Genomic DNA, 19,237 nt, shown 5'->3' on the forward strand with positions numbered 1-19,237 from the left:
TCAGTCCTGCTCCAGTTCGATATTGATGGCCAGCGAACGGATCTCCTTCATGAGCACATTGAAGGACTCAGGGATGTTCGCCTCCATCCGGTGATCGCCATCGACAATGTTCTTGTACATCTTGTTGCGTCCCTGAACATCGTCGGACTTCACAGTGAGCATTTCCTGCAGGGTGTAAGCGGCGCCATAGGCCTGCAGCGCCCAGACTTCCATCTCACCGAAACGCTGACCACCAAACTGCGCCTTGCCACCCAGCGGCTGCTGGGTCACCAGGCTGTAGGGGCCTGTGGAACGGGCATGCATCTTGTCATCCACCAGGTGGTTGAGCTTGAGGATGTGCATGTAACCCACGGTCACCGGGCGATCAAAAGACTCGCCCGTGCGCCCGTCAAACAGCGTGGCCTGACCCGACTCGGGCAGATCCGCCAGCTTGAGCATGGCCTTGATCTCATGCTCATGGGCACCATCGAACACCGGCGTTGCCATGGGCACACCATTCTTCAGGTTGCCCGCCAGCTCCAGGATCTCTTCATCGCTCAGCTGGGACAGGTCTTCCTTGCGGTTGTCCGGATCATGGTTGTACATCTGATCCAGGAACTGGCGCAGCTCGTCCACCTTCGCCTTGGCCTCCACCATTTGGCCGATCTTCTTGCCCAGACCCTTGGCAGCCCAGCCCAGGTGGGTTTCCAGCACCTGACCCACGTTCATGCGAGACGGCACACCCAGGGGGTTGAGGACGATATCCATAGGGGTGCCGTCCTCGGTGAAGGGCATGTCCTCGGTGGGCACGATCATGGAGACCACACCCTTGTTACCGTGACGACCCGCCATCTTGTCACCCGGCTGCATGCGACGCTTCACGGCCACATATACCTTGACCATCTTGAGCACGCCCGGTGCCAGATCATCACCGGCGGTGAGCTTGTCCTTCTGCTCCTTGAAGCGCTTTTCGAAGGCATCATGCTGGGCCTTGAGGGCATCGGCCATCAGCTCCAGCTGCTCGTTCACCTCTTCGCTGCGCATGCGGATCTCGAACCACTTCTCCCGGGGCAACTCCCCCAGGTAGGAACGGGTCACCTTGACGCCATCCTTCAGACCACCGGGACCACCCGCGGCCAGCTTGCCGCTGAGCAGTTTCTCCACGCGATCGTAGATGTCGTCCTCGTAGATGCGCAGCTGGTCCTTCAGGTCCTTGCGCACCGACTCCAGGGCGGCCTCTTCGATCTGCAGGGCCCGCTTGTCCTTCTCCACACCGTCACGGGTGAAGACGCGCACATCGATGACCGTGCCATCGATACCGGACGCAACGCGCAGACTGGTGTCCTTCACGTCCGAAGCCTTTTCACCGAAGATGGCTCTCAGCAGCTTTTCCTCGGGGGTGAGCTGGGTTTCACCCTTGGGCGTGACCTTGCCCACCAGGATATCGCCCGGATTCACCTCAGCGCCCACGTACACGATGCCGGACTCATCCAGCTTGGACAGCAGGCTCTCCGACACGTTGGGAATATCGGCACTGATCTCTTCCGGACCCAGCTTGGTATCCCGGGCCACGCAGGTCAGCTCCTCGATATGGATGGAGGTAAAGCGATCCTCTTCCACCACCCGCTCGGAGATGAGGATGGAGTCCTCGAAGTTGTAGCCGTTCCAGGGCATGAAGGCCACCAGCATGTTCTGACCCAGGGCCAGTTCACCCAGATCCGTGGAGGACCCGTCGGCCAGCACGTCGCCGCGGGCGATGGTGTCGCCCACGCGCACCAGCGGACTCTGGTTGATGCAGGTGTTCTGGTTGGAACGGGTGTACTTGGTGAAGTTGTAGATATCCACACCCGGCTCGCCGGCCTCGGTCTCGTCATCGTTGACGCGCACCACCACGCGCGCGGCGTCCACGGAGTCCACCACACCGCCACGGCGGGCGACGATGGAGGAGCCGGAGTCGATGGCCACGGTGCGCTCGATGCCGGTACCCACCACCGGGGTCTCGGCACGCAGGCAGGGCACGGCCTGGCGCTGCATGTTGGAACCCATGAGGGCGCGGTTGGCGTCATCGTGTTCCAGGAACGGGATCAGCGCTGCCGCCACCGAGACGATCTGCTTGGGCGAGATGTCCACGCACTGGATCTTGTCCGGCGTCGACATGGTGAACTCGTTCTGGTAACGACAGGACACCAGTTCGTCCACCAGACGGCCTTCCTCATCCAGGGCCACGTTGGCCTGGGCGATCACATAGTTGCCTTCCTCGATGGCCGACAGGAACAGGATCTCCTCGGTCACCTTGCCGTCCACCACGCGTCGGTACGGGGTCTCCAGGAACCCGAAGCGATTGGTGCGGGCGTACACGGCCAGGGAGTTGATCAGACCGATGTTCGGACCTTCCGGCGTCTCGATGGGGCAGACCCGACCATAGTGGGTCGGGTGCACGTCGCGCACCTCGAAGCCGGCACGCTCACGGGTGAGGCCACCCGGTCCCAGGGCCGAGATACGACGCTTGTGAGTCACCTCGGAGAGCGGGTTGTTCTGATCCATGAACTGGGACAGCTGGCTGGAACCGAAGAACTCCTTCACCGCCGCCGCCACGGGCTTGGCGTTGATGAGTTCCTGGGGCATCAGGCCCTCGCTCTCCGCCACGCTCAGGCGCTCCTTCACGGCCCGCTCCACGCGCACCAGGCCAACGCGGAAGACGTTCTCCGCCATCTCGCCCACACTGCGCACACGACGATTACCCAGGTGATCGATATCATCCACATGACCGTTGCCGTTGCGGATGTCGATGAGCACCTTGAGCACATCCAGGATATCCTCGTTGTTCAGCACGCCCGGCCCGGTCTCTTCCTCCCGGCCCACTCGGCGGTTGAACTTCATGCGGCCCACGGGCGACAGATCGTAACGATCCTCGCTGAAGAACAGATTGTTGAACAGGGTCTCGGCCGCTTCCTTGGTGGGCGGCTCGCCAGGGCGCATCATGCGATAGATTTCCACCTGCGCTTCCAGCTGGGAGCGGGTGGTATCGATGTTCAGGGTGCTGGAGATGTACGGGCCATGATCCAGCTCGTTGGTGTAGAGCGTGCGGAAGCTCTTCATGCCGGAGCGGCGCACCTTCTCCAGCAGATCGGCGGTGAGTTCCTCGTTGGCATTGGCGATCACCTCGCCACTGTCCTCGTCCACCACAGCATGAGCCAGAATCTTGCCAATCAGGGAATCGGCCGGCACCTGCAGGGAGTTGAGGCCGGCCTCCTCCATCTTGCGCACATGGCGAGCCGTGATGCGACGACCCGACTCCACCAGCAAATCATCGCCCAGATGGATATCGAATGCGGCGGTTTCACCGCGCAGACGCGCGGGCACCAGCTCCATCTCGAAGCCGTCGGTGAGCACGCGGTATTCGGTGGTCTCGAAGAAGGTGGAAAGAATCTCCTCCGTCTCCAGACCCAGCGCACGCAACAGCACCGTAGCCGGCAGCTTGCGGCGGCGGTCGATGCGCACGTAAATGGAATCCTTGGGGTCAAACTCGAAGTCCAGCCAGGACCCGCGATACGGGATCACCCGGGCATTGAACAGGAGCTTGCCGGAACTGTGGGTCTTGCCCTTGTCATGGTCAAAGAACACACCGGGGGAACGGTGCAACTGAGACACGATCACGCGCTCGGTACCGTTCACCACGAAGGTGCCGTTCTCGGTCATGAGCGGCAGTTCACCCATGTAGACTTCCTGCTCCTTGATGTCCTTGACGACACGGGAGCCCGCCGGGGCATCCTTGTCGTAAATCACCAGGCGCAGCAGCACACGCAGGGGCGCGGCATAATTCATGCCCCGCAGCTGACATTCCTTGACGTCGAACACGGGGTCGCCCAACCGGTAGCTGACATACTCCAGCTCCACGGAGCCGGAATAGCTCACAATCGGAAAGACCGACTTGAAAGCGGCGTGCAGACCCACCTCCTCGCGCCCGGCCTCGGGGTCGCGCATCTGGAGGAACTGCCGATAGGAATCAATCTGCGTGGCCAACAGATAGGGGACCTCAAGGATCTGGGGCCGTTTGCCGAAGTCCTTGCGGATTCGCTTTTTCTCGGTGTAGCTATAAGCCATTGTGATTCCTCACACTAGAATCGACAGAATCGACACGCCACTCACACGAACCGGTGAGCTGGGACAAGCAGAAAGAGGCCGGCGGTGCATCACCGCCAGCCCCTGTACTGACAGGACCTGGTCTTTCAACAAAGGACCAGACCAACGCCTTATTTCAGTTCGACAGTGGCGCCGGCTTCTTCCAGTTCCTTCTTCATCTTCTCGGCGTCGTCCTTGTTGGCACCTTCCTTGATGGTGGCCGGAGCGGATTCCACCATGTCCTTGGCTTCCTTCAGGCCCAGGCCGGTGAGGCCGCGCACGACCTTGATCACGCCAACCTTGTTGGAGCCGAAGCTGGACATCACCACGTCGAACTCATCCTTGACTTCTTCAGCGGCTTCGCCAGCGGCAGCGGCGGCCGGAGCAGCAGCGACGGCGGCTGCGGCGGAAACGCCGAACTTCTCTTCCATCGCGGAGATCAGGTCAACGATCTCCAGGACAGTCATGTTGCCAATGCTTTCCAGGATGTCTTCTTTCGAAACTGCCATGATTTAACTCCTAAGAGGGTGCAATACCCGATTCAGTTCAATATTGGGTCAGGCGGCGGCCTGCTTCTGGTCCCGGATGGCGGCCACGGTACGAACCAGCTTGCCAGGCACTTCATTGACAGTGCGAGCAAACTTGTCGAGCGGGGCTTTCATCGTCGCCATGAGCATGCTGATGGCCTGATCGCGGGTCGGCATGCTGGCCAGGCGTTCAAGTTCCGCCGGTCCCAGCAATTGCCCGCTCACGGACACCATCTTGCACTCAAGCTTCTTGTGGTCCTTGGAGAAGTCCTTGACCAGACGAGCGGCTGCACCAGGATCTTCCTGGGAGAAAGCGATGATGAGCGGACCCACCATACCTTCCTGCATGCACTCGAAATCGGTCCCCTGAACCGCACGGCGGGCCAGGGAGTTCTTCACCACCCGCAGGTAGACACCGGTGTCCCGCGCCTTCTGGCGCAGTTCGGTCATCTCCGCAACGGACAGTCCACGGTATTCGGCAGCCACAGCCGAATGTGCTTGAGCGGCCACCGCGGCGACCTCAGAGACAATCGCTTTCTTGTCTTCGAGATTCAGTGCCACGGATTACCTACCTCCTGTCTGACGACGGGGGCTTCACTACGCCTCCGACGCTGTGTGATAAAGCCGAGGAAAAATTCCCCGACCCCTTTCACGGCGTACCCTCAGCAGGAAGAACCTGAATCGGGAGACACCGTCTGCGCAGGCGAGACCGTTGTCCCATTAAGTGCCAGGCCTCCCCGGCACACCTGCGGTCTTGGACGGATGCCGGCAACCGCCGGCAGTCCTACCCAAACCTACTTGATCTTGTTGCTCCCTTCTCCCTGAGGGGAGAAGGGCCGGGGATGAGGGCGACGGGCACCTTCCCATCTCCACCCTCACCCCAACCCCTGTCCCGCTGGCGGGGGAGGGGCTTCATTCATCAGATGGACAGGCTTCCCTGGTCCACGGGAACACCCGGGCCCATGGTGGTGGAGACCGTCACCTTCTTCATGTACACACCCTTGGCAGCAGACGGCTTGGCCTTTTGCAGATCGCTCAACAGCGCATTGAGGTTTTCCTCCAGCGCCTGAGGCTCAAAGCCCACCTTGCCAATGGTGCAATGAATGATACCGGCCTTGTCCGTGCGGTAACGCACCTGACCTGCCTTGGCATTCTTCACCGCCGTGGCCACATCGGTGCTCACGGTGCCGACCTTGGGGTTCGGCATCAGACCGCGCGGGCCCAGGATCTGACCCAACTGACCCACCACGCGCATGGCGTCGGGGCTGGCGATGGCCACATCGAAATCCAGATTGCCGGCCTTCACCTGCTCGGCCAGGTCGTCCATGCCGACGATATCGGCACCGGCTTCCCGGGCGGCATCAGCGTTGGCGCCCTGGGTGAACACGGCCACGCGCACGGACTTGCCGGTGCCGTTGGGCAGCACGGTGGAACCACGCACCACCTGGTCGGACTTACGGGGGTCAACGCCCAGGTTCACGCTCACATCCACAGACTCTGCGAACTTGGCGGAAGCCGTGTCCTTGAGGATCTGCAGGGCGTCATTCAGGGGATAGAACTTGCCGGGCTCCACTTTCTCGCGGATGGCCCGCATGCGCTTGCTCAGTTTAGCCATCTTAGAGGCCCTCCACGTCAAGGCCCATGGCACGGGCACTTCCAGCGATGGTGCGAACAGCGGCATCCATATCGGCGGCGGTCAGGTCAGGCCACTTGGTCTTGGCGATCTCTTCCACCTGCTCGCGCGTGACCTTGCCCACCTTGGCGGTGTTGGGGGTCGCGGAGCCGCTCTTGATACCGGCAGCCTTCTTCAGCAACACGGCCGCGGGCGGCGTCTTGGTGATGAAGGTGAAGCTGCGGTCGGAATACACGGTGATGACCACGGGAATCGGCAGACCCGGTTCCACGTCCTGCGTCTGGGCGTTGAACGCCTTGCAGAACTCCATGATATTCACGCCGCGCTGACCCAGCGCCGGGCCCACCGGAGGACTGGGATTGGCCTTGCCGGCCGCCACCTGAAGCTTGATGTAAGCTTCAATCTTCTTAGCCATGGTATGAACTCCTGAGTATGGGTATTAGCGCCTTTCGGCTCCCCTGGGGAAAAGCGGCAAATCCCGGGTCACGCCCGGGATTTGCCGCCATTCAAGGATTTGATCGCCGGCACGCCTGCCAGCATCCCGATCATTGCCTGATCAGGTCTTCTCCACCTGATGGAACTCAAGCTCCACCGGCGTGGAGCGACCGAAGATCTGCACAGCCACCAGCAGACGACTCTTGTCGTAGTTGACCTCTTCCACCACGCCATTGAAGTCGTTGAACGGACCATCGGTCACACGCACCACCTCGCCGGCCTCGAACAACACCTTCGGGCGCGGCTTGTCGACCCCCTCCTGCATGCGCTGGAGAATGGTTTCGGCCTCTTTTTCGGTGATGGGGGAAGGCTTGTCCTGACTGGCACCGATGAAACCAAGGACCTTGGGCACACTCTTGACCAAGTGCCAGCTGTCCTCGTCCATCTCCATCTGCACCAGCACATAGCCGGGAAAGAACTTGCGCTCGCTCTTGCGCTTTTGCCCATCGCGCATCTCCACCACTTCTTCAGTGGGCACGAGGATCTCGCCGAACTTGTCTTCCATGCCCATCCGGTTGACCCGCTCCCGCAGGGAGCGCTTCACCTGGTTCTCAAAACCGGAGTACGCATGTACGACATACCAACGCAGGGCCATCTTGACTTCCTAATCGCTCAACGGATGAATTCACGGATCGACCAGCCGAGAAGCATGTCGATCAGCCACAGGAAGATCGCAACCAGGATGGTGATCGCAATAACAACCAGGGCGGTCTGGAGGGTCTCGGTCCGCGAGGGCCAGACCATCTTGCGCACTTCCGTGCGGGCATCCGTCAGGAAGGCGGCCAGAGTACGACCCTTGGCCGTCGTAAAAATGATACCCACCGAAACGGCGGCGAAGGCCAGCAGGCCCAACACGCGCAGCAGGGTGGACTGATCCGCAAACCAGTAAAAGCCGGTGACGCCCGCCACCAGCAGCCCGACGGCCGCCAGCAGTTTGACGGTGTCGAAGCCGGCACCTTCTACTTCTTCCGCTTTACCTGCCATGGGATAAAGTGACCCGATTGCAACCTGAAGGGTTGCTAGAAATGGCAGGCCAGGAGGGACTTGAACCCCCAACCTGCGGTTTTGGAGACCGCTGCTCTGCCAATTGAGCTACTGGCCTGTAACAAACAGGTACGAGAGGGAGGATACAGGGACTGAGGGGCAAACGCCAGAGGCGCAGCCCCTCAATTCTTCAAATCACCCGCAGGTACCACCTACAGCACGACATGAGTCGTGAACTACTTACTCGATGATCTTGGCAACCACGCCGGCGCCGACGGTACGGCCACCTTCGCGAATTGCAAAACGCAGACCGTCTTCCATAGCGATCGGCGCAATCAGCGACACCGTCATCTTGACGTTGTCACCCGGCATCACCATCTCGACACCTTCAGGCAGATCACAGGAACCGGTCACGTCAGTGGTCCGGAAATAGAACTGCGGACGATAGCCATTGAAGAACGGGGTGTGACGACCACCCTCATCCTTGGACAGCACGTACACCTCAGCTTCAAACTTGGTGTGCGGCGTAATCGAACCGGGCTTGCACAGCACCTGACCACGCTCGACCTCGTCACGCTTGGTACCACGCAGCAGAACACCCACGTTGTCACCCGCCTGACCCTGATCCAGCAGCTTGCGGAACATCTCAACGCCGGTCACGGTGGTCTTCTTGGTGTCGTGGATACCCACGATCGCCACTTCGTCGCCCACCTTGCAGATGCCGCGCTCGATACGGCCCGTCACCACGGTGCCACGACCGGAAATGGAGAACACGTCTTCCACAGGCATCAGGAACGCACCATCCACGGCACGCTCAGGCTCAGGAATGTAGGTGTCCAGGGCCTCGATCAGCTTGTCGATGGCCGGCACGCCAATCTCGGAAGTATCACCTTCCAGCGCCTTCAGCGCGGAACCGGTGATGATCGGGGTGTCGTCACCAGGGAACTCGTAGCTGGACAGCAGATCGCGGACTTCCATCTCCACCAGTTCCAGCAGCTCCGGATCGTCAACCATGTCGGCCTTGTTCATGAACACCACAATGCACGGCACGCCCACCTGGCGGGCCAGCAGGATGTGCTCACGGGTCTGGGGCATCGGGCCATCAGCCGCAGACACCACCAGGATGGCGCCATCCATCTGCGCCGCACCCGTGATCATGTTCTTCACATAGTCCGCGTGACCGGGGCAGTCCACGTGGGCGTAGTGACGCACGTCGGACTCGTATTCCACGTGCGCCGTCGCAATGGTGATACCACGGGCCCGCTCTTCCGGGGCATTATCAATCTGGTCGTAAGCACGGGACTCACCACCAAACTTCTTGGCCTGGCACACCGTCAGTGCTGCCGTCAGCGTGGTCTTGCCATGGTCAACGTGACCAATCGTCCCCACATTCACGTGCGGCTTTTTACGCTCGAACTTTTCCTTCGACATGGTCTAGCACCCCGGCTGATGTTCTACTTAACAGGGCCTTGAGAGCCCAGCACTGTACTGAAAGATGGAGCCCATGACCGGACTTGAACCGGTGACCTCTTCCTTACCAAGGAAGTGCTCTACCGCCTGAGCTACATGGGCAAAAACACAAAGGCGCGCCAAGCGCTGCCGAAACTTCTACTCGAACTGGAGCGGGTGATGGGAATCGAACCCACATCATCAGCTTGGAAGGCTGAGGTTCTACCGTTGAACTACACCCGCAAAAACCGCCGCCCCGGATGCGCTACCCTGAGCCATCCGAACCTGGCCGCTCAGCCCCCGGCCAACCAGCCGATGCGATGGGGCCCGGGAAGCCAACCCTGCAAGCATAACGCTCAAAACCCAAAACCGCTACATTGCAACGCCGCCGAGGAAAACCCTTGCTGTGGGCCGTGATCGACGCCGTACTGAATCTGGTGGAGGGGGAAGGATTCGAACCTTCGAAGGCTGAGCCAGCAGATTTACAGTCTGCCCCCTTTGACCGCTCGGGAACCCCTCCAGATGCGAAGGCCGGTATTATTCTTATCCAGCCCCCGCCTGTCAACCACCTTTTGCGCTTAATGATCATGACACGGGCTTTTGCTACGATCCCGGGCTGACAACCATCCACCATCTCGGAACGAACCAGAGGATTTCACACCAATGAAGGTCACCATCTACGGATCCGGCTACGTGGGCCTGGTTACGGGCGCCTGCCTGGCGGAAGTGGGCAACCAGGTCCTGTGCGTGGACATCGATCAGGACAAGATCGCCCGCCTCAACCGGGGCGAGATCCCCATCTACGAGCCGGGCCTGGAGGACATGGTGGCCGATAACGTGCAGTCAGGCCGCCTGGCATTCACCACCGACGCCGCCGAGGGCGTACGTCACGGCCTGTTCCAGTTCATCGCCGTGGGCACCCCCCCGGACGAGGACGGCTCCGCGGACCTGAGTCATGTGCTGGCGGTGGCCCGCACCGTGGCCGAGCATATGGATGAATACCGCACCGTGGTGACCAAATCCACCGTCCCCGTCGGCACCTCCGACAAGGTGCACGAGGCCATGGCCACCACCCTGCAGGGTCGCAACGCGCAGATCGACTTCGACGTGGTTTCCAATCCGGAATTCCTCAAGGAAGGCGCCGCGGTGGATGACTTCATGAAGCCCGACCGCATCATCGTCGGCACCGACAACCCACGCACCGGCGAGTTGATGCGTGCGCTCTACGGCCCCTTCAACCGCAATCATGACCGGGTCATGGTCATGGACATCCGCTCCGCAGAGCTGACCAAGTACGCCGCCAACGCCATGCTGGCCACCAAGATCAGCTTCATGAACGAGCTGGCCAACCTGGCCGAGGCCCTGGACGCCGACATCGAGCACGTGCGCCAGGGGATCGGCTCCGACCCACGCATTGGCTACCACTTCATCTACCCCGGCTGCGGCTATGGCGGCTCGTGCTTCCCCAAGGACGTGAAGGCCCTGGAGCGCACTGCCCGCCAGGTGGGTTTCAAGGCCCAACTGCTCACCGCCGTGGAGGACGTGAACGAACGCCAGAAAGAGCGCCTGTTCCAGAAGATCCACACCCACTTCAACGGCGACCTCAAGGGTCGCACCATCGCCCTGTGGGGCCTGGCCTTCAAGCCCAACACCGACGACATGCGCGAGGCCTCCAGCCGCATGCTCATGGAGGCCCTGTGGGCCGCCGGCGCCCGGGTGCGCGCCCACGACCCGGTGGCCATGGAAGAATGCACCCGCATCTATGGCCAGCGCGATGACCTGGTGCTGTGCGATCACCACGAGCAAACCCTGGAAGGCGCCGACGCCCTGGCCATCGTCACCGAATGGAATGTCTTCCGCAGCCCGGATTTCGAGTTGATCCGCAAGCAGCTCAAGGAACCGGCCATCTTCGACGGCCGCAACCTGTACGAGCCCAAGCACATGGAAGACATGGGGTTTGCTTACTATGCCATCGGGCGCGGGAGAAAGGGCTGAACCACATGGAAAAAAAAGGCATCCTCGTCACCGGCGGCGCCGGCTACATCGGCGCCCACGTGGCCCTCATGCTTGCCGAGGCCGGTGAGCGCGTCGTTGTCCTGGACAACCTCTCCACCGGCTTTGCCGAGTCCGTCATCCAGTCCGACCTCATCATCGGCGACATGGCCGACACCCCCCTGGTGTCCAGCCTGCTGCGCGAACACGACATCGACACGGTGATGCACTTTGCCGCCCACACCATCGTGCCGGAATCCGTGGCCGACCCACTCAAGTACTACCGCAACAACACCTGCGGCACCCGCAACCTTCTGCAATGCTGCCAGGAGGCCGGCATCAAGCACTTCGTCTTCTCCTCCACCGCCGCCGTCTACGGCATCCCCACCGACGGCGTCGCCCGGGAAGACACCCCCAACGCCCCCATCAACCCCTACGGCACCTCGAAACTCATGAGCGAATGGATGCTCAGGGACCTGTCCACCGCCAGCCCGATGCGTCATGTAGCGCTGCGCTACTTCAACGTGGCCGGCTCCGACCCGGAAGGGCGCATCGGCCAGTCCACGGAAAAGGCCACCCTGCTCATCAAGGTGGCCTGCGAGGCGGCGGTGGGCAAGCGTTCTCATATCTCCGTGTTCGGCACCGACTATCCCACCCCCGATGGCACCGGCGTGCGCGACTACATCCACGTGACGGATCTGGCCGCCGCCCATCTCAAGGCCCTGGATTACCTGCGCGGCGGCGGCGCCTCCGACACCTTCAACGTGGGCTACGGCCACGGCCTGAGCGTGCGCCAGGCGCTGGATACGGTGCAACGGCTCAACGGCAAGCCCCTGGACATCCGCGAAGAGCCCCGCCGCGCCGGCGACCCCCCAAGCCTGGTGGCCGCCGCCGAGCGCATCCGCGCGGTACTGGGCTGGGAACCCAAACACGACGACCTGGAATTCATCGTGCGCACCTCACTGGAATGGGAGCGCAAACTGGCCGACCGATAATCCCATGCCCTGGTGACTGACCTGAGTCAGCTTTTCCCCATTCCCCGCTTGCGAGAGCGGGCCTGCCTCACGAAAAGCCCCTACCATAGCCACGACACCAACAACCAATAACGGGGATAACCACACCATGGATACACTTCTCAACATCCTGGGCACCCTCATCGGGCTGGCCGGCCTCATCGTCTGCGCCGCCGTGGGCGGCACCTGGTTCATGGGCGAATACTATTTGATGGGTCTGGAACTCCTGGTGGTCCTCACCGGCGGCGTTGCCCTCATGGTGGCGGCCGTGCTGTTCAAGGTGCAGGTGCTGGTGATGCGCTCGTTCTGAGCCGTTCGCGGGCGGGCGCATGCCACAAGCCGGCAATGTGGTCGCGCTCCGCCGCCCTCGCTGGCAGGCCAGCTCCCACAGGGGCGCCCCTCGTCATGGCAACTCCTGTGGGAGCTGGCCTGCCAGCGAACGGGCACGTTAAAGCCCCGCCTCCCGCAACAACTCCCGCACATAATTCCCCGGGATGGCATAACTGATCCCACTGGGCCGATCCAGCGCCCGCTCACGCCCCTCCTTCACGAACACCATATTCAGCACCCCGATCACCTCACCCGTCTGCGGCCGATACAGAGGACTGCCGCTGTTCCCGGGGTAGGCCGTGGCATCCAGCTGAAACACGGTGTAAGGATCCCGCAACCGCCGAATCATCGCCGGATCCAGGTTCTGGGTGGAACGCACGGGCATGGCAATGGGCGTGATGGCCGAAACAATCCCCGTGTGGGTCGCCGGCACCAGCCCCAGCACCGCACCAATGGGAAAACCGGTCAAGGCCACGGTCTCACCCTCTCGCAACCGGTCGGAATCCCCCACTCGCAGCGCCGGCAACCCGCGCCCCTCAAAGCGCAGCAAGGTCAGATCCCGCAGGGGATCGGAGGCCACCCGCCGCGCCTGGCGCATCTCTCCCGAATCCCCCCGCCCGGGAATGAAGATGGCCAGATGCTCCCGATTTTCAGAATCCAGCATGTGCGGAATCACATGATCATTGGTGATCACATGCCGCCCATCCCCCACCACGAACCCGGTACCCAGCAACTGCGCCCGGGGCGAGCGCGTGGGCTGAAACGTCCCCACCCCCACCACCGACGGCTTGATCTTCTCGATGGTATCCGCCAGCTCTGAAGCCCCCACCGACGCCAGCGGCACCCACCACAGCGTCCAGAACAACACACCCAGCACACCCATCCGACTCAACGCACGCATCCCAAACCTCCCACGCCCTGACGGGCAAATGTCCGTCTGCTTAACGAAACGACCTGAAGCCTCTCCACACGCTGAGCTCCGAGTCTTCAAGCATGTTTACGGGGCCGCCCACCAAGCTTTCCGTTTTCCCTTGAAGTGCTGGCTTTGCGATCCGTGCGGGCCTTTCCCCCCTGCGCCCCTAACTGCTGAGCCATCCACCGACGGGATCCGAATACGCCTTGCAGGATGGAAGGCACATAGACATCCGCGTCCAATCGGGGCCAATGCAGCCCCAAACCGGACGGAGTAATCTCTATCTCACTCAACGCCTCCGCCGTCGCGCCGGACAATCCCTCGGCCAAATGCGGGGGGAAAGTGATTTCGACGCCAGTTTGCAGTGAAACAATGACTCGATCGCGCTGTTCGTCGTAGCGGGCCATCACGGCATGACCGGTCTGCCGAAGCGCGGTCATCCTGCCGTTGGCCTGCTCGATGTCCTGGTCAGTCATCACCATGAATTTGCCTCCACTGGCCACACAGGGCCTCTTTGTGCTGATCCAGTACCTTGCTGATACGCCTGACCTCATGGCCGGGAAAACCATGATTTTCCCTCAGCTCTGTATAACCACCCGAGCACCCAAGCACGAACACGGCCTCTCCCTGAGAGCCGATGACGTGCACATGGGCAGGCCTGTGGTCCGCCGGATAAATCACAACTCGTAGACCATCAAAACGCAAGACGGTGGGCATACGCCAAGACTAGCATAAACCTAAGCGGATAGGATTTAAGCCACACGCTGACACACCCCCCGCCCATCGGTTATAAACACCCCATGGACAACACCTACCTCCTCCACCAGCTCCTGCAGGCCTCCGCCCACCGCACGCCCGACGCGCCGGCGGTCACCTACGGCAAACACACGCAGGACTACGCCACCGCCAACCAGGCGGCACAAAGCTTCGCCCATGGCCTTCAGGCCCTGGGGCTGGAACGGGGCGAACGGGTGGGCATCTTCCTGGAAAAGCGGCTGGAAACGGTGAGTGCCATCTTTGGCACCAGCGCCGCCGGCGGGGTATTCGTCCCCGTCAACCCGGTGCTCAAAGCCGACCAGGTGGCCTACATCCTGCGACACTGCAACGTGCGCGTACTGGTCACCTCCCCGGCCCGCTTCAATGCCCTGAAGGAAGCCCTGGAACACTGCCACGACCTGCGCCATATCATCCTTACCGACACCCCCGCGGACGAACACACCCTCCCCGGAGCCGCCGTTCATGGCTGGGCATCGCTGACCGACGCTCCCGCAGCCCCACCACCGCGCGTCATCGACACCGACATCGCCGCCATCCTCTACACCTCCGGCAGCACCGGCGGCCCCAAGGGCGTGGTGCTCTCCCATCGCAACATGGTCATGGGCGCCAAGAGCGTGGCCCAGTACCTGGAAAACCGCGCCGACGACAGCCTGCTGGCCGCCCTGCCCCTGTCCTTCGACGCCGGGTTCTCGCAACTGACCACCGCCTTCCACAGCGGCGCCCGCGTCGTGCTGCTCAACTATCTGCTGCCCCGGGACGTGATCAAGACCCTCGCCCGGGAGAGGATCACCGGCCTCACCGCCGTGCCCCCCCTGTGGATCCAGCTCACCCAACTGGAATGGCCCGAAGGCATCGACGCGCACCTGCGCTACATCGCCAACACCGGGGGACGCATGCCCCGCGAAACCCTCAACCGCCTGCGCGAACACCTGCCGCGTACACGCCCTTATCTGATGTATGGCCTCACCGAAGCCTTCCGCGCCACCTACCTGCCCCCGGAAGAAGTGGACAACCGCCCCGATTCCATCGGCAAGGCCATCCCCAACGCCGAAGTCCTGGTGCTGCGCGAAGACGGCAGCCCCTGTGCCCCCCACGAACCCGGCGAACTGGTGCAGCGCGGCGCCCTGGTGGCCCAGGGCTACTGGAACGATCCCGACAAGACCGCCCACCACTTCAAGCCCCTGCCGGCCCTGGCCCCCGGCCGCCAGTCCGGCCTTGTCCTGCCCGAGATTGCCGTCTTCTCCGGCGACACGGTCAAATACGACGAAGAAGGGTATCTCTATTTCATCGGTCGGCGCGACGAGATGATCAAGACCTCCGGCTACCGGGTGAGCCCCACCGAGGTGGAAGAAATCCTCTATGCCACCCGCCAGGTGGGCGAGTGCGTGGCCTTCGGCGTCCCCGACGACACCCTGGGCCAGAGCATCGCCGTGGTGGTCACCGCCCCGGAAGGCAGCCCGGTGGACACCCAGGCCCTACTGAGTGAATGCAAAACCCGCATGCCCGCCTACATGGTCCCGGCCAGCATCCACATCCACGAGGGCCCCCTGCCACGAAACCCCAACGGCAAACTGGACCGCAAGACCCTGGCGGGGCAGTACATCGCTTGAAACACCTGTGGAAATTCATCGAAGCGCCACACCCAGCAGACCCACCCGACTCAGCGCACGCATCCCAAACCTCCCACGCCCTGACGGGCGCTTCATCCTCTACCAAAGGCCCACGCCATCATCATGAACCGTGACCCCAAAATCCCACAACCAGTCGATGATGTTCCGCCCGGTGCGCGGATCCACCCAGTCGAGCAATCTGATCCGTGAAACCTCGTGAGATGACTGGCACCCGACCCGATCGGCACTCCTCTCAAACAAGGCCACAGATCGATACTCCGGCGCCGGACGGGCGGGAAACAGCAGCCCATGCACACCAGGCAAGGCCTCGTGGAGCGCATGGGACCAGGCGCGGGGGTAATCCAGTTGATCGGTCACGAGCAACTTGCCGTCATGCCTCAATCGCTTCAAGGCCGGCCCGGCGAGATCCACAAGGCAGAGCGGCTTCCCCGTGGAAAAGGTCCAAAGGGAACGCTGCTTGAGGTCACTCAACCCAATTACCCCGCCACCCTCGTCGTGGAGCAAGGTTTCTACAATCGCAGCCTCGGGCGTCGTCCCTGCATACAGCACTCCGTACTGAGGACGCGCATCCTGAGAGGGATTCCAGCGGTGATCTCCCTCGGGATCACGCCCAAAATGAAAAGGGTCGTCAAAATCGGCGTCCTGCACGCGATAAAACAGGCTACCCGCTGGATAACAGGTCGGCACCGGAGCAGTCCAGTGACATTCCCAAGGGAAACGTAGCGGGGGACGAGGCATGGCGGGTCGCCGCACTCAGATCCCGGACTGCTCCAGATACAAACGCGCCGCCCGCTTCACCTCATCCATGCGATCACCGGTTCGAACCAGATCGATGGGCCGCCGACCGTCCAGGGCTGGCTTCGGCGCCAGAAAGAACACCAACTGCCCCACGGGACTCACCACATGGCGCAACTCCCCGAGCACTTCCCGAACGCCAGGATGGACGCGAGATCTGGTGATATCGAACTGGGCCAGGGGGAACCTGCGCTCCCCACCGATTCGCGCCCAGAGGATGGTACCCCGCTCAATGCGACCTTCCAGGGCCTGACGGGAAATACCTCCCAGCAACTCACACGCCTTCGGAAGGCCGCAACTGCCCCCGGCCTCACTCATCAACCGATCCAGTTGGTGCAGCGAGCGCGTGTGACTCAGCTGAAGGCTCTCCTGCAAGGTGGGCGAACGCTGGCGACCGACGAAGGACAACTCAGCCACCTTCGCAAACACCTCCGAGTCCGTCATGCCCGGCTTCTCCAGCGCGGCGAACACCTGGCGGGCGCGTTTCTCCGGCACCGCCGAAAGGTCATCCACCAGCCGGGTCAAAAGCGAGACAGCCGTACCCTGATAAGGCTCAGGGAGACTCTCCAGCAATTCGACCGCCCGCTGCACCTGATCCGGCATCATCTCGGTCCTGCTCATCGTTAGCTTACCTGAAGGTTGCATACGTGACGAGTATAGCACCGCACATCATGAGCAACCCACCAAACAATCCTGCACCACTGACATTCCCCCGCCCATCGGTTATAAACACCCCGTGGACAACACCTACCTACTCCACCAGCTCCTGCAGACCTCCGCCCACCGCACGCCCGACGCGCCGGCGGTCACTTACGGCAAACTCGATCGCAAGAGCCTGGCGGGGGAATACAGCCCATAGCCAGAGTGCATGGATAAAGCGCTTGCCCCGTCCAAGCCATACTGAGACCATTCGGGATCATGGACACGCCCAAATCATCCAAACCCACCCACACCCCCATGACCCAGTTCCCCGCCGCCAACGGCGAACTGCTCATCGGTGGCCAGCCCCTTAGCCGCATCGCTGCCCGCGTAGGCCGAACTCCCTTCTACGCCTACGACCGCGCCCTGCTGACCCGGCGCGTGGCACACCTGCGGGAACACCTGCCGCCGACCATCAAACTGCACTACGCCATGAAGGCCAACCCCATGCCCGCCCTGGTGGGCCACATGGCCGGCCTGGTGGATGGCATCGACGTGGCCTCCGCAGGCGAACTGAAAGTGGCCCTGGACGCCGGTGCCGACCCCGCCGAGATCAGCTTCGCCGGCCCCGGCAAACAGGACAACGAACTGCGCCAGGCCGTGGCCGCCGGCATCCTGGTGAATATTGAATCCTTCCGCGAAGTGGACATCCTGGCGAAGGCCGCTCAGGAACTGGGCCTGCCTGCCCGAGTGGCCGTGCGCGTGAATCCCGACTTCGAGCTCAAGAGTTCCGGCATGAAAATGGGCGGCGGCCCCAAACAATTCGGCGTGGATGCCGAACAGGTGCCGAAACTGCTGGCCCGCATCGGCGACGCCCAGCTGGCCTTCGAGGGCTTTCACCTCTTCGCTGGCTCCCAGAACCTCAAGGCAGACTCCATCATCGAGGCCCAGCGCCAGTGCTTCGACCTGGCCCTGCGACTGGCCGAAGACGCCCCCGGCCCCGTCAAGTTCCTCAACCTGGGAGGGGGATTTGGCATCCCCTACTTCCCCGGCGAACAGCCCCTGGACATCGCCCCCGTGGGCGACAACCTCAAGGCCATCGTCGAAGAGGCCGCCGTCAAACTGCCCCACACCGAGATCGTCATCGAACTGGGGCGCTATCTGGTGGGCGAAGCGGGCCTGTACGTCTGCCGCGTTCTGGACCGCAAGATCTCCCGCGGCCACCCCTTCCTGGTCACCGACGGCGGCCTGCACCAGCACCTGTCCGCCTCCGGCAACTTCGGCCAGATCATCCGCAAGAACTACCCGGTGGCCATCGGCACCCGCATGGAAGACACCCCCCGGGAGACCGCCTCCGTGGTCGGCCCCCTGTGCACCCCGCTGGACCTGCTGGCCGACCGCATGGAGCTTCCCCCCGCTCAGCCCGGCGACCTGGTGGTCATCTACCAGTCCGGCGCCTACGGCCTCACCGCCAGCCCGGAGAAATTCCTGGGGCACCCGGCGGCAGTGGAAGTGCTGGTGTGAGTGAGGAAAAGGCCCGGGAGGTTTTCCAAGGCACGCGGGCATTCATCCATGATGCACGGCACCTGCTGGAGCAACTGGATGCCCGCAACCGCTGATCCACCCGTTCATATGGCGGCCTCTCACTGGGCCATCGTCCAGGACATCCTCCAGAAACACGCCTCTGAATACCAGGTGCGCGCCTTCGGCTCCCGAGCGACCGGCAAGCCCAAACCCTACTCCGACCTGGACCTGGCCATCATGACCGATCGGCCACTCACCCTGAGCCAGCTTACCGAACTCACCGACGCCTTCGCCGACTCCGACCTCCCCTGGAAGGTGGACATCGTCGACTGGGCCAGTACCGACGAACGCTTTCGCGACATCATCCGGCGCCAAAGCGTGGTCATCCAGAGGCCCTGACTCACGCCGTCTCCACCTCAAACGCCACCACCTGA

At 62.3% G+C, this 19,237-nt stretch carries 19 protein-coding genes and 4 tRNA genes; 6 read left to right on the plus strand and 17 right to left on the minus strand.

Translation table 11 applies throughout. The annotated features are described in order from the left end of the window. The 12 genes from rpoB to LPW30_RS13755 all read right to left on the minus strand — a co-directional run bounded on the left by rpoB (position 1) and on the right by LPW30_RS13755 (position 9,709). Positions 1-4,083: a DNA-directed RNA polymerase subunit beta gene (gene rpoB, locus LPW30_RS13700; RefSeq protein WP_025282232.1), complete on the minus strand. Its 4,083-nt coding sequence runs from the start codon at positions 4,081-4,083 to the stop codon at positions 1-3. A 149-nt stretch (positions 4,084-4,232) separates the two neighbouring features. Continuing rightward, positions 4,233-4,610 carry a 50S ribosomal protein L7/L12 gene (gene rplL, locus LPW30_RS13705; RefSeq protein WP_025282233.1) on the minus strand — a complete coding sequence of 126 codons (378 nt, stop codon included), beginning with the start codon at positions 4,608-4,610 and terminating at the stop codon, positions 4,233-4,235. A gap of 48 nt (positions 4,611-4,658) precedes the next feature. Continuing rightward, positions 4,659-5,183 (minus strand): 50S ribosomal protein L10, encoded by a 525-nt coding sequence (gene rplJ, locus LPW30_RS13710; protein ID WP_025282234.1) that lies wholly within the window; start codon positions 5,181-5,183, stop codon positions 4,659-4,661. 364 nt (positions 5,184-5,547) lie between these two features. Then, complete coding sequence (rplA, locus tag LPW30_RS13715) at positions 5,548-6,243, minus strand: 50S ribosomal protein L1 (protein ID WP_025282235.1); 696 nt, start codon at positions 6,241-6,243, stop codon at positions 5,548-5,550. A 1-nt stretch (position 6,244) separates the two neighbouring features. Next, positions 6,245-6,676, minus strand: a complete 432-nt coding sequence (gene rplK, locus LPW30_RS13720) for a 50S ribosomal protein L11 (RefSeq protein WP_025282236.1) — start codon at positions 6,674-6,676, stop codon at positions 6,245-6,247. Positions 6,677-6,817: 141 nt separating this feature from the next. Then, complete coding sequence (gene nusG, locus LPW30_RS13725) at positions 6,818-7,351, minus strand: transcription termination/antitermination protein NusG (protein ID WP_025282237.1); 534 nt, start codon at positions 7,349-7,351, stop codon at positions 6,818-6,820. Between the two features lie 17 nt (positions 7,352-7,368). Then, positions 7,369-7,740, minus strand: coding sequence for a preprotein translocase subunit SecE (gene secE / locus LPW30_RS13730; RefSeq protein WP_025282238.1), 372 nt, complete (start codon positions 7,738-7,740; stop codon positions 7,369-7,371). Positions 7,741-7,782: 42 nt separating this feature from the next. Next, positions 7,783-7,858: transfer RNA gene (locus tag LPW30_RS13735), tRNA-Trp, on the minus strand. A 122-nt stretch (positions 7,859-7,980) separates the two neighbouring features. After that, on the minus strand, positions 7,981-9,171 hold the full coding sequence (gene tuf / locus LPW30_RS13740) for an elongation factor Tu (protein ID WP_026623654.1): 1,191 nt from the start codon (positions 9,169-9,171) through the stop codon (positions 7,981-7,983). A gap of 65 nt (positions 9,172-9,236) precedes the next feature. Beyond that, positions 9,237-9,312: transfer RNA gene (locus tag LPW30_RS13745), tRNA-Thr, on the minus strand. A 46-nt stretch (positions 9,313-9,358) separates the two neighbouring features. Then, positions 9,359-9,432, minus strand: a tRNA-Gly gene (locus LPW30_RS13750). A 192-nt stretch (positions 9,433-9,624) separates the two neighbouring features. After that, a tRNA-Tyr gene (locus LPW30_RS13755) sits at positions 9,625-9,709 on the minus strand. Between the two features lie 143 nt (positions 9,710-9,852). Here LPW30_RS13755 and LPW30_RS13760 point away from each other — a divergent pair. From LPW30_RS13760 to LPW30_RS13770, 3 genes are all read left to right on the plus strand, one after another. Further along, the gene (locus tag LPW30_RS13760; protein WP_025282239.1) at positions 9,853-11,184 is read left to right on the plus strand and encodes a UDP-glucose dehydrogenase family protein; all 1,332 of its coding nucleotides are present in this window, start codon (positions 9,853-9,855) and stop codon (positions 11,182-11,184) included. Positions 11,185-11,189: 5 nt separating this feature from the next. Beyond that, the gene (gene galE / locus LPW30_RS13765) at positions 11,190-12,176 is read left to right on the plus strand and encodes a UDP-glucose 4-epimerase GalE (RefSeq protein WP_239681131.1); all 987 of its coding nucleotides are present in this window, start codon (positions 11,190-11,192) and stop codon (positions 12,174-12,176) included. 127 nt (positions 12,177-12,303) lie between these two features. Next, positions 12,304-12,504: a hypothetical protein gene (locus LPW30_RS13770; RefSeq protein ID WP_025282241.1), complete on the plus strand. Its 201-nt coding sequence runs from the start codon at positions 12,304-12,306 to the stop codon at positions 12,502-12,504. A 138-nt stretch (positions 12,505-12,642) separates the two neighbouring features. Here LPW30_RS13770 and LPW30_RS13775 read toward each other — a convergent pair whose 3' ends face one another. The 3 genes from LPW30_RS13775 to LPW30_RS13785 form a co-directional block, all read right to left on the minus strand. Then, positions 12,643-13,407 (minus strand): S1C family serine protease, encoded by a 765-nt coding sequence (locus LPW30_RS13775; RefSeq protein WP_420796528.1) that lies wholly within the window; start codon positions 13,405-13,407, stop codon positions 12,643-12,645. A 104-nt stretch (positions 13,408-13,511) separates the two neighbouring features. Further along, positions 13,512-13,919, minus strand: a complete 408-nt coding sequence (locus tag LPW30_RS13780) for a DUF2442 domain-containing protein (protein ID WP_025282242.1) — start codon at positions 13,917-13,919, stop codon at positions 13,512-13,514. Beyond that, entirely contained in the window at positions 13,906-14,154 is a 249-nt protein-coding gene (locus LPW30_RS13785) for a DUF4160 domain-containing protein (protein WP_084306883.1), read from the minus strand. The genes LPW30_RS13780 and LPW30_RS13785 overlap by 14 nt, the downstream gene beginning before the upstream one ends. Before the next feature lie 83 nt (positions 14,155-14,237). On the opposite strand from LPW30_RS13785, the gene LPW30_RS13790 reads away from it, so the two are divergent. Further along, positions 14,238-15,824 (plus strand): acyl-CoA ligase (AMP-forming), exosortase A system-associated, encoded by a 1,587-nt coding sequence (locus LPW30_RS13790; RefSeq protein WP_238624303.1) that lies wholly within the window; start codon positions 14,238-14,240, stop codon positions 15,822-15,824. A gap of 99 nt (positions 15,825-15,923) precedes the next feature. Here LPW30_RS13790 and LPW30_RS13795 read toward each other — a convergent pair whose 3' ends face one another. Both LPW30_RS13795 and LPW30_RS13800 read right to left on the minus strand, forming a co-directional pair. Then, positions 15,924-16,532 carry an RES family NAD+ phosphorylase gene (locus tag LPW30_RS13795; RefSeq protein ID WP_239681132.1) on the minus strand — a complete coding sequence of 203 codons (609 nt, stop codon included), beginning with the start codon at positions 16,530-16,532 and terminating at the stop codon, positions 15,924-15,926. A gap of 66 nt (positions 16,533-16,598) precedes the next feature. After that, a complete protein-coding gene (locus tag LPW30_RS13800; protein WP_128571964.1) occupies positions 16,599-17,261 on the minus strand; it encodes a hypothetical protein in 663 nt (220 codons plus the stop codon). A 297-nt stretch (positions 17,262-17,558) separates the two neighbouring features. Here LPW30_RS13800 and LPW30_RS13805 point away from each other — a divergent pair, with 297 nt between their 5' ends. Both LPW30_RS13805 and LPW30_RS13810 read left to right on the plus strand, forming a co-directional pair. Continuing rightward, positions 17,559-18,803: a pyridoxal-dependent decarboxylase, exosortase A system-associated gene (locus LPW30_RS13805; protein WP_025282877.1), complete on the plus strand. Its 1,245-nt coding sequence runs from the start codon at positions 17,559-17,561 to the stop codon at positions 18,801-18,803. Between the two features lie 78 nt (positions 18,804-18,881). Then, the gene (locus tag LPW30_RS13810) at positions 18,882-19,202 is read left to right on the plus strand and encodes a nucleotidyltransferase family protein (RefSeq protein ID WP_025282876.1); all 321 of its coding nucleotides are present in this window, start codon (positions 18,882-18,884) and stop codon (positions 19,200-19,202) included. Positions 19,203-19,237: the final 35 nt, after the last annotated feature.

The organism is Ectothiorhodospira variabilis (genome assembly GCF_022227625.1).
GTDB classification, from domain to species: domain Bacteria; phylum Pseudomonadota; class Gammaproteobacteria; order Ectothiorhodospirales; family Ectothiorhodospiraceae; genus Ectothiorhodospira; species Ectothiorhodospira haloalkaliphila.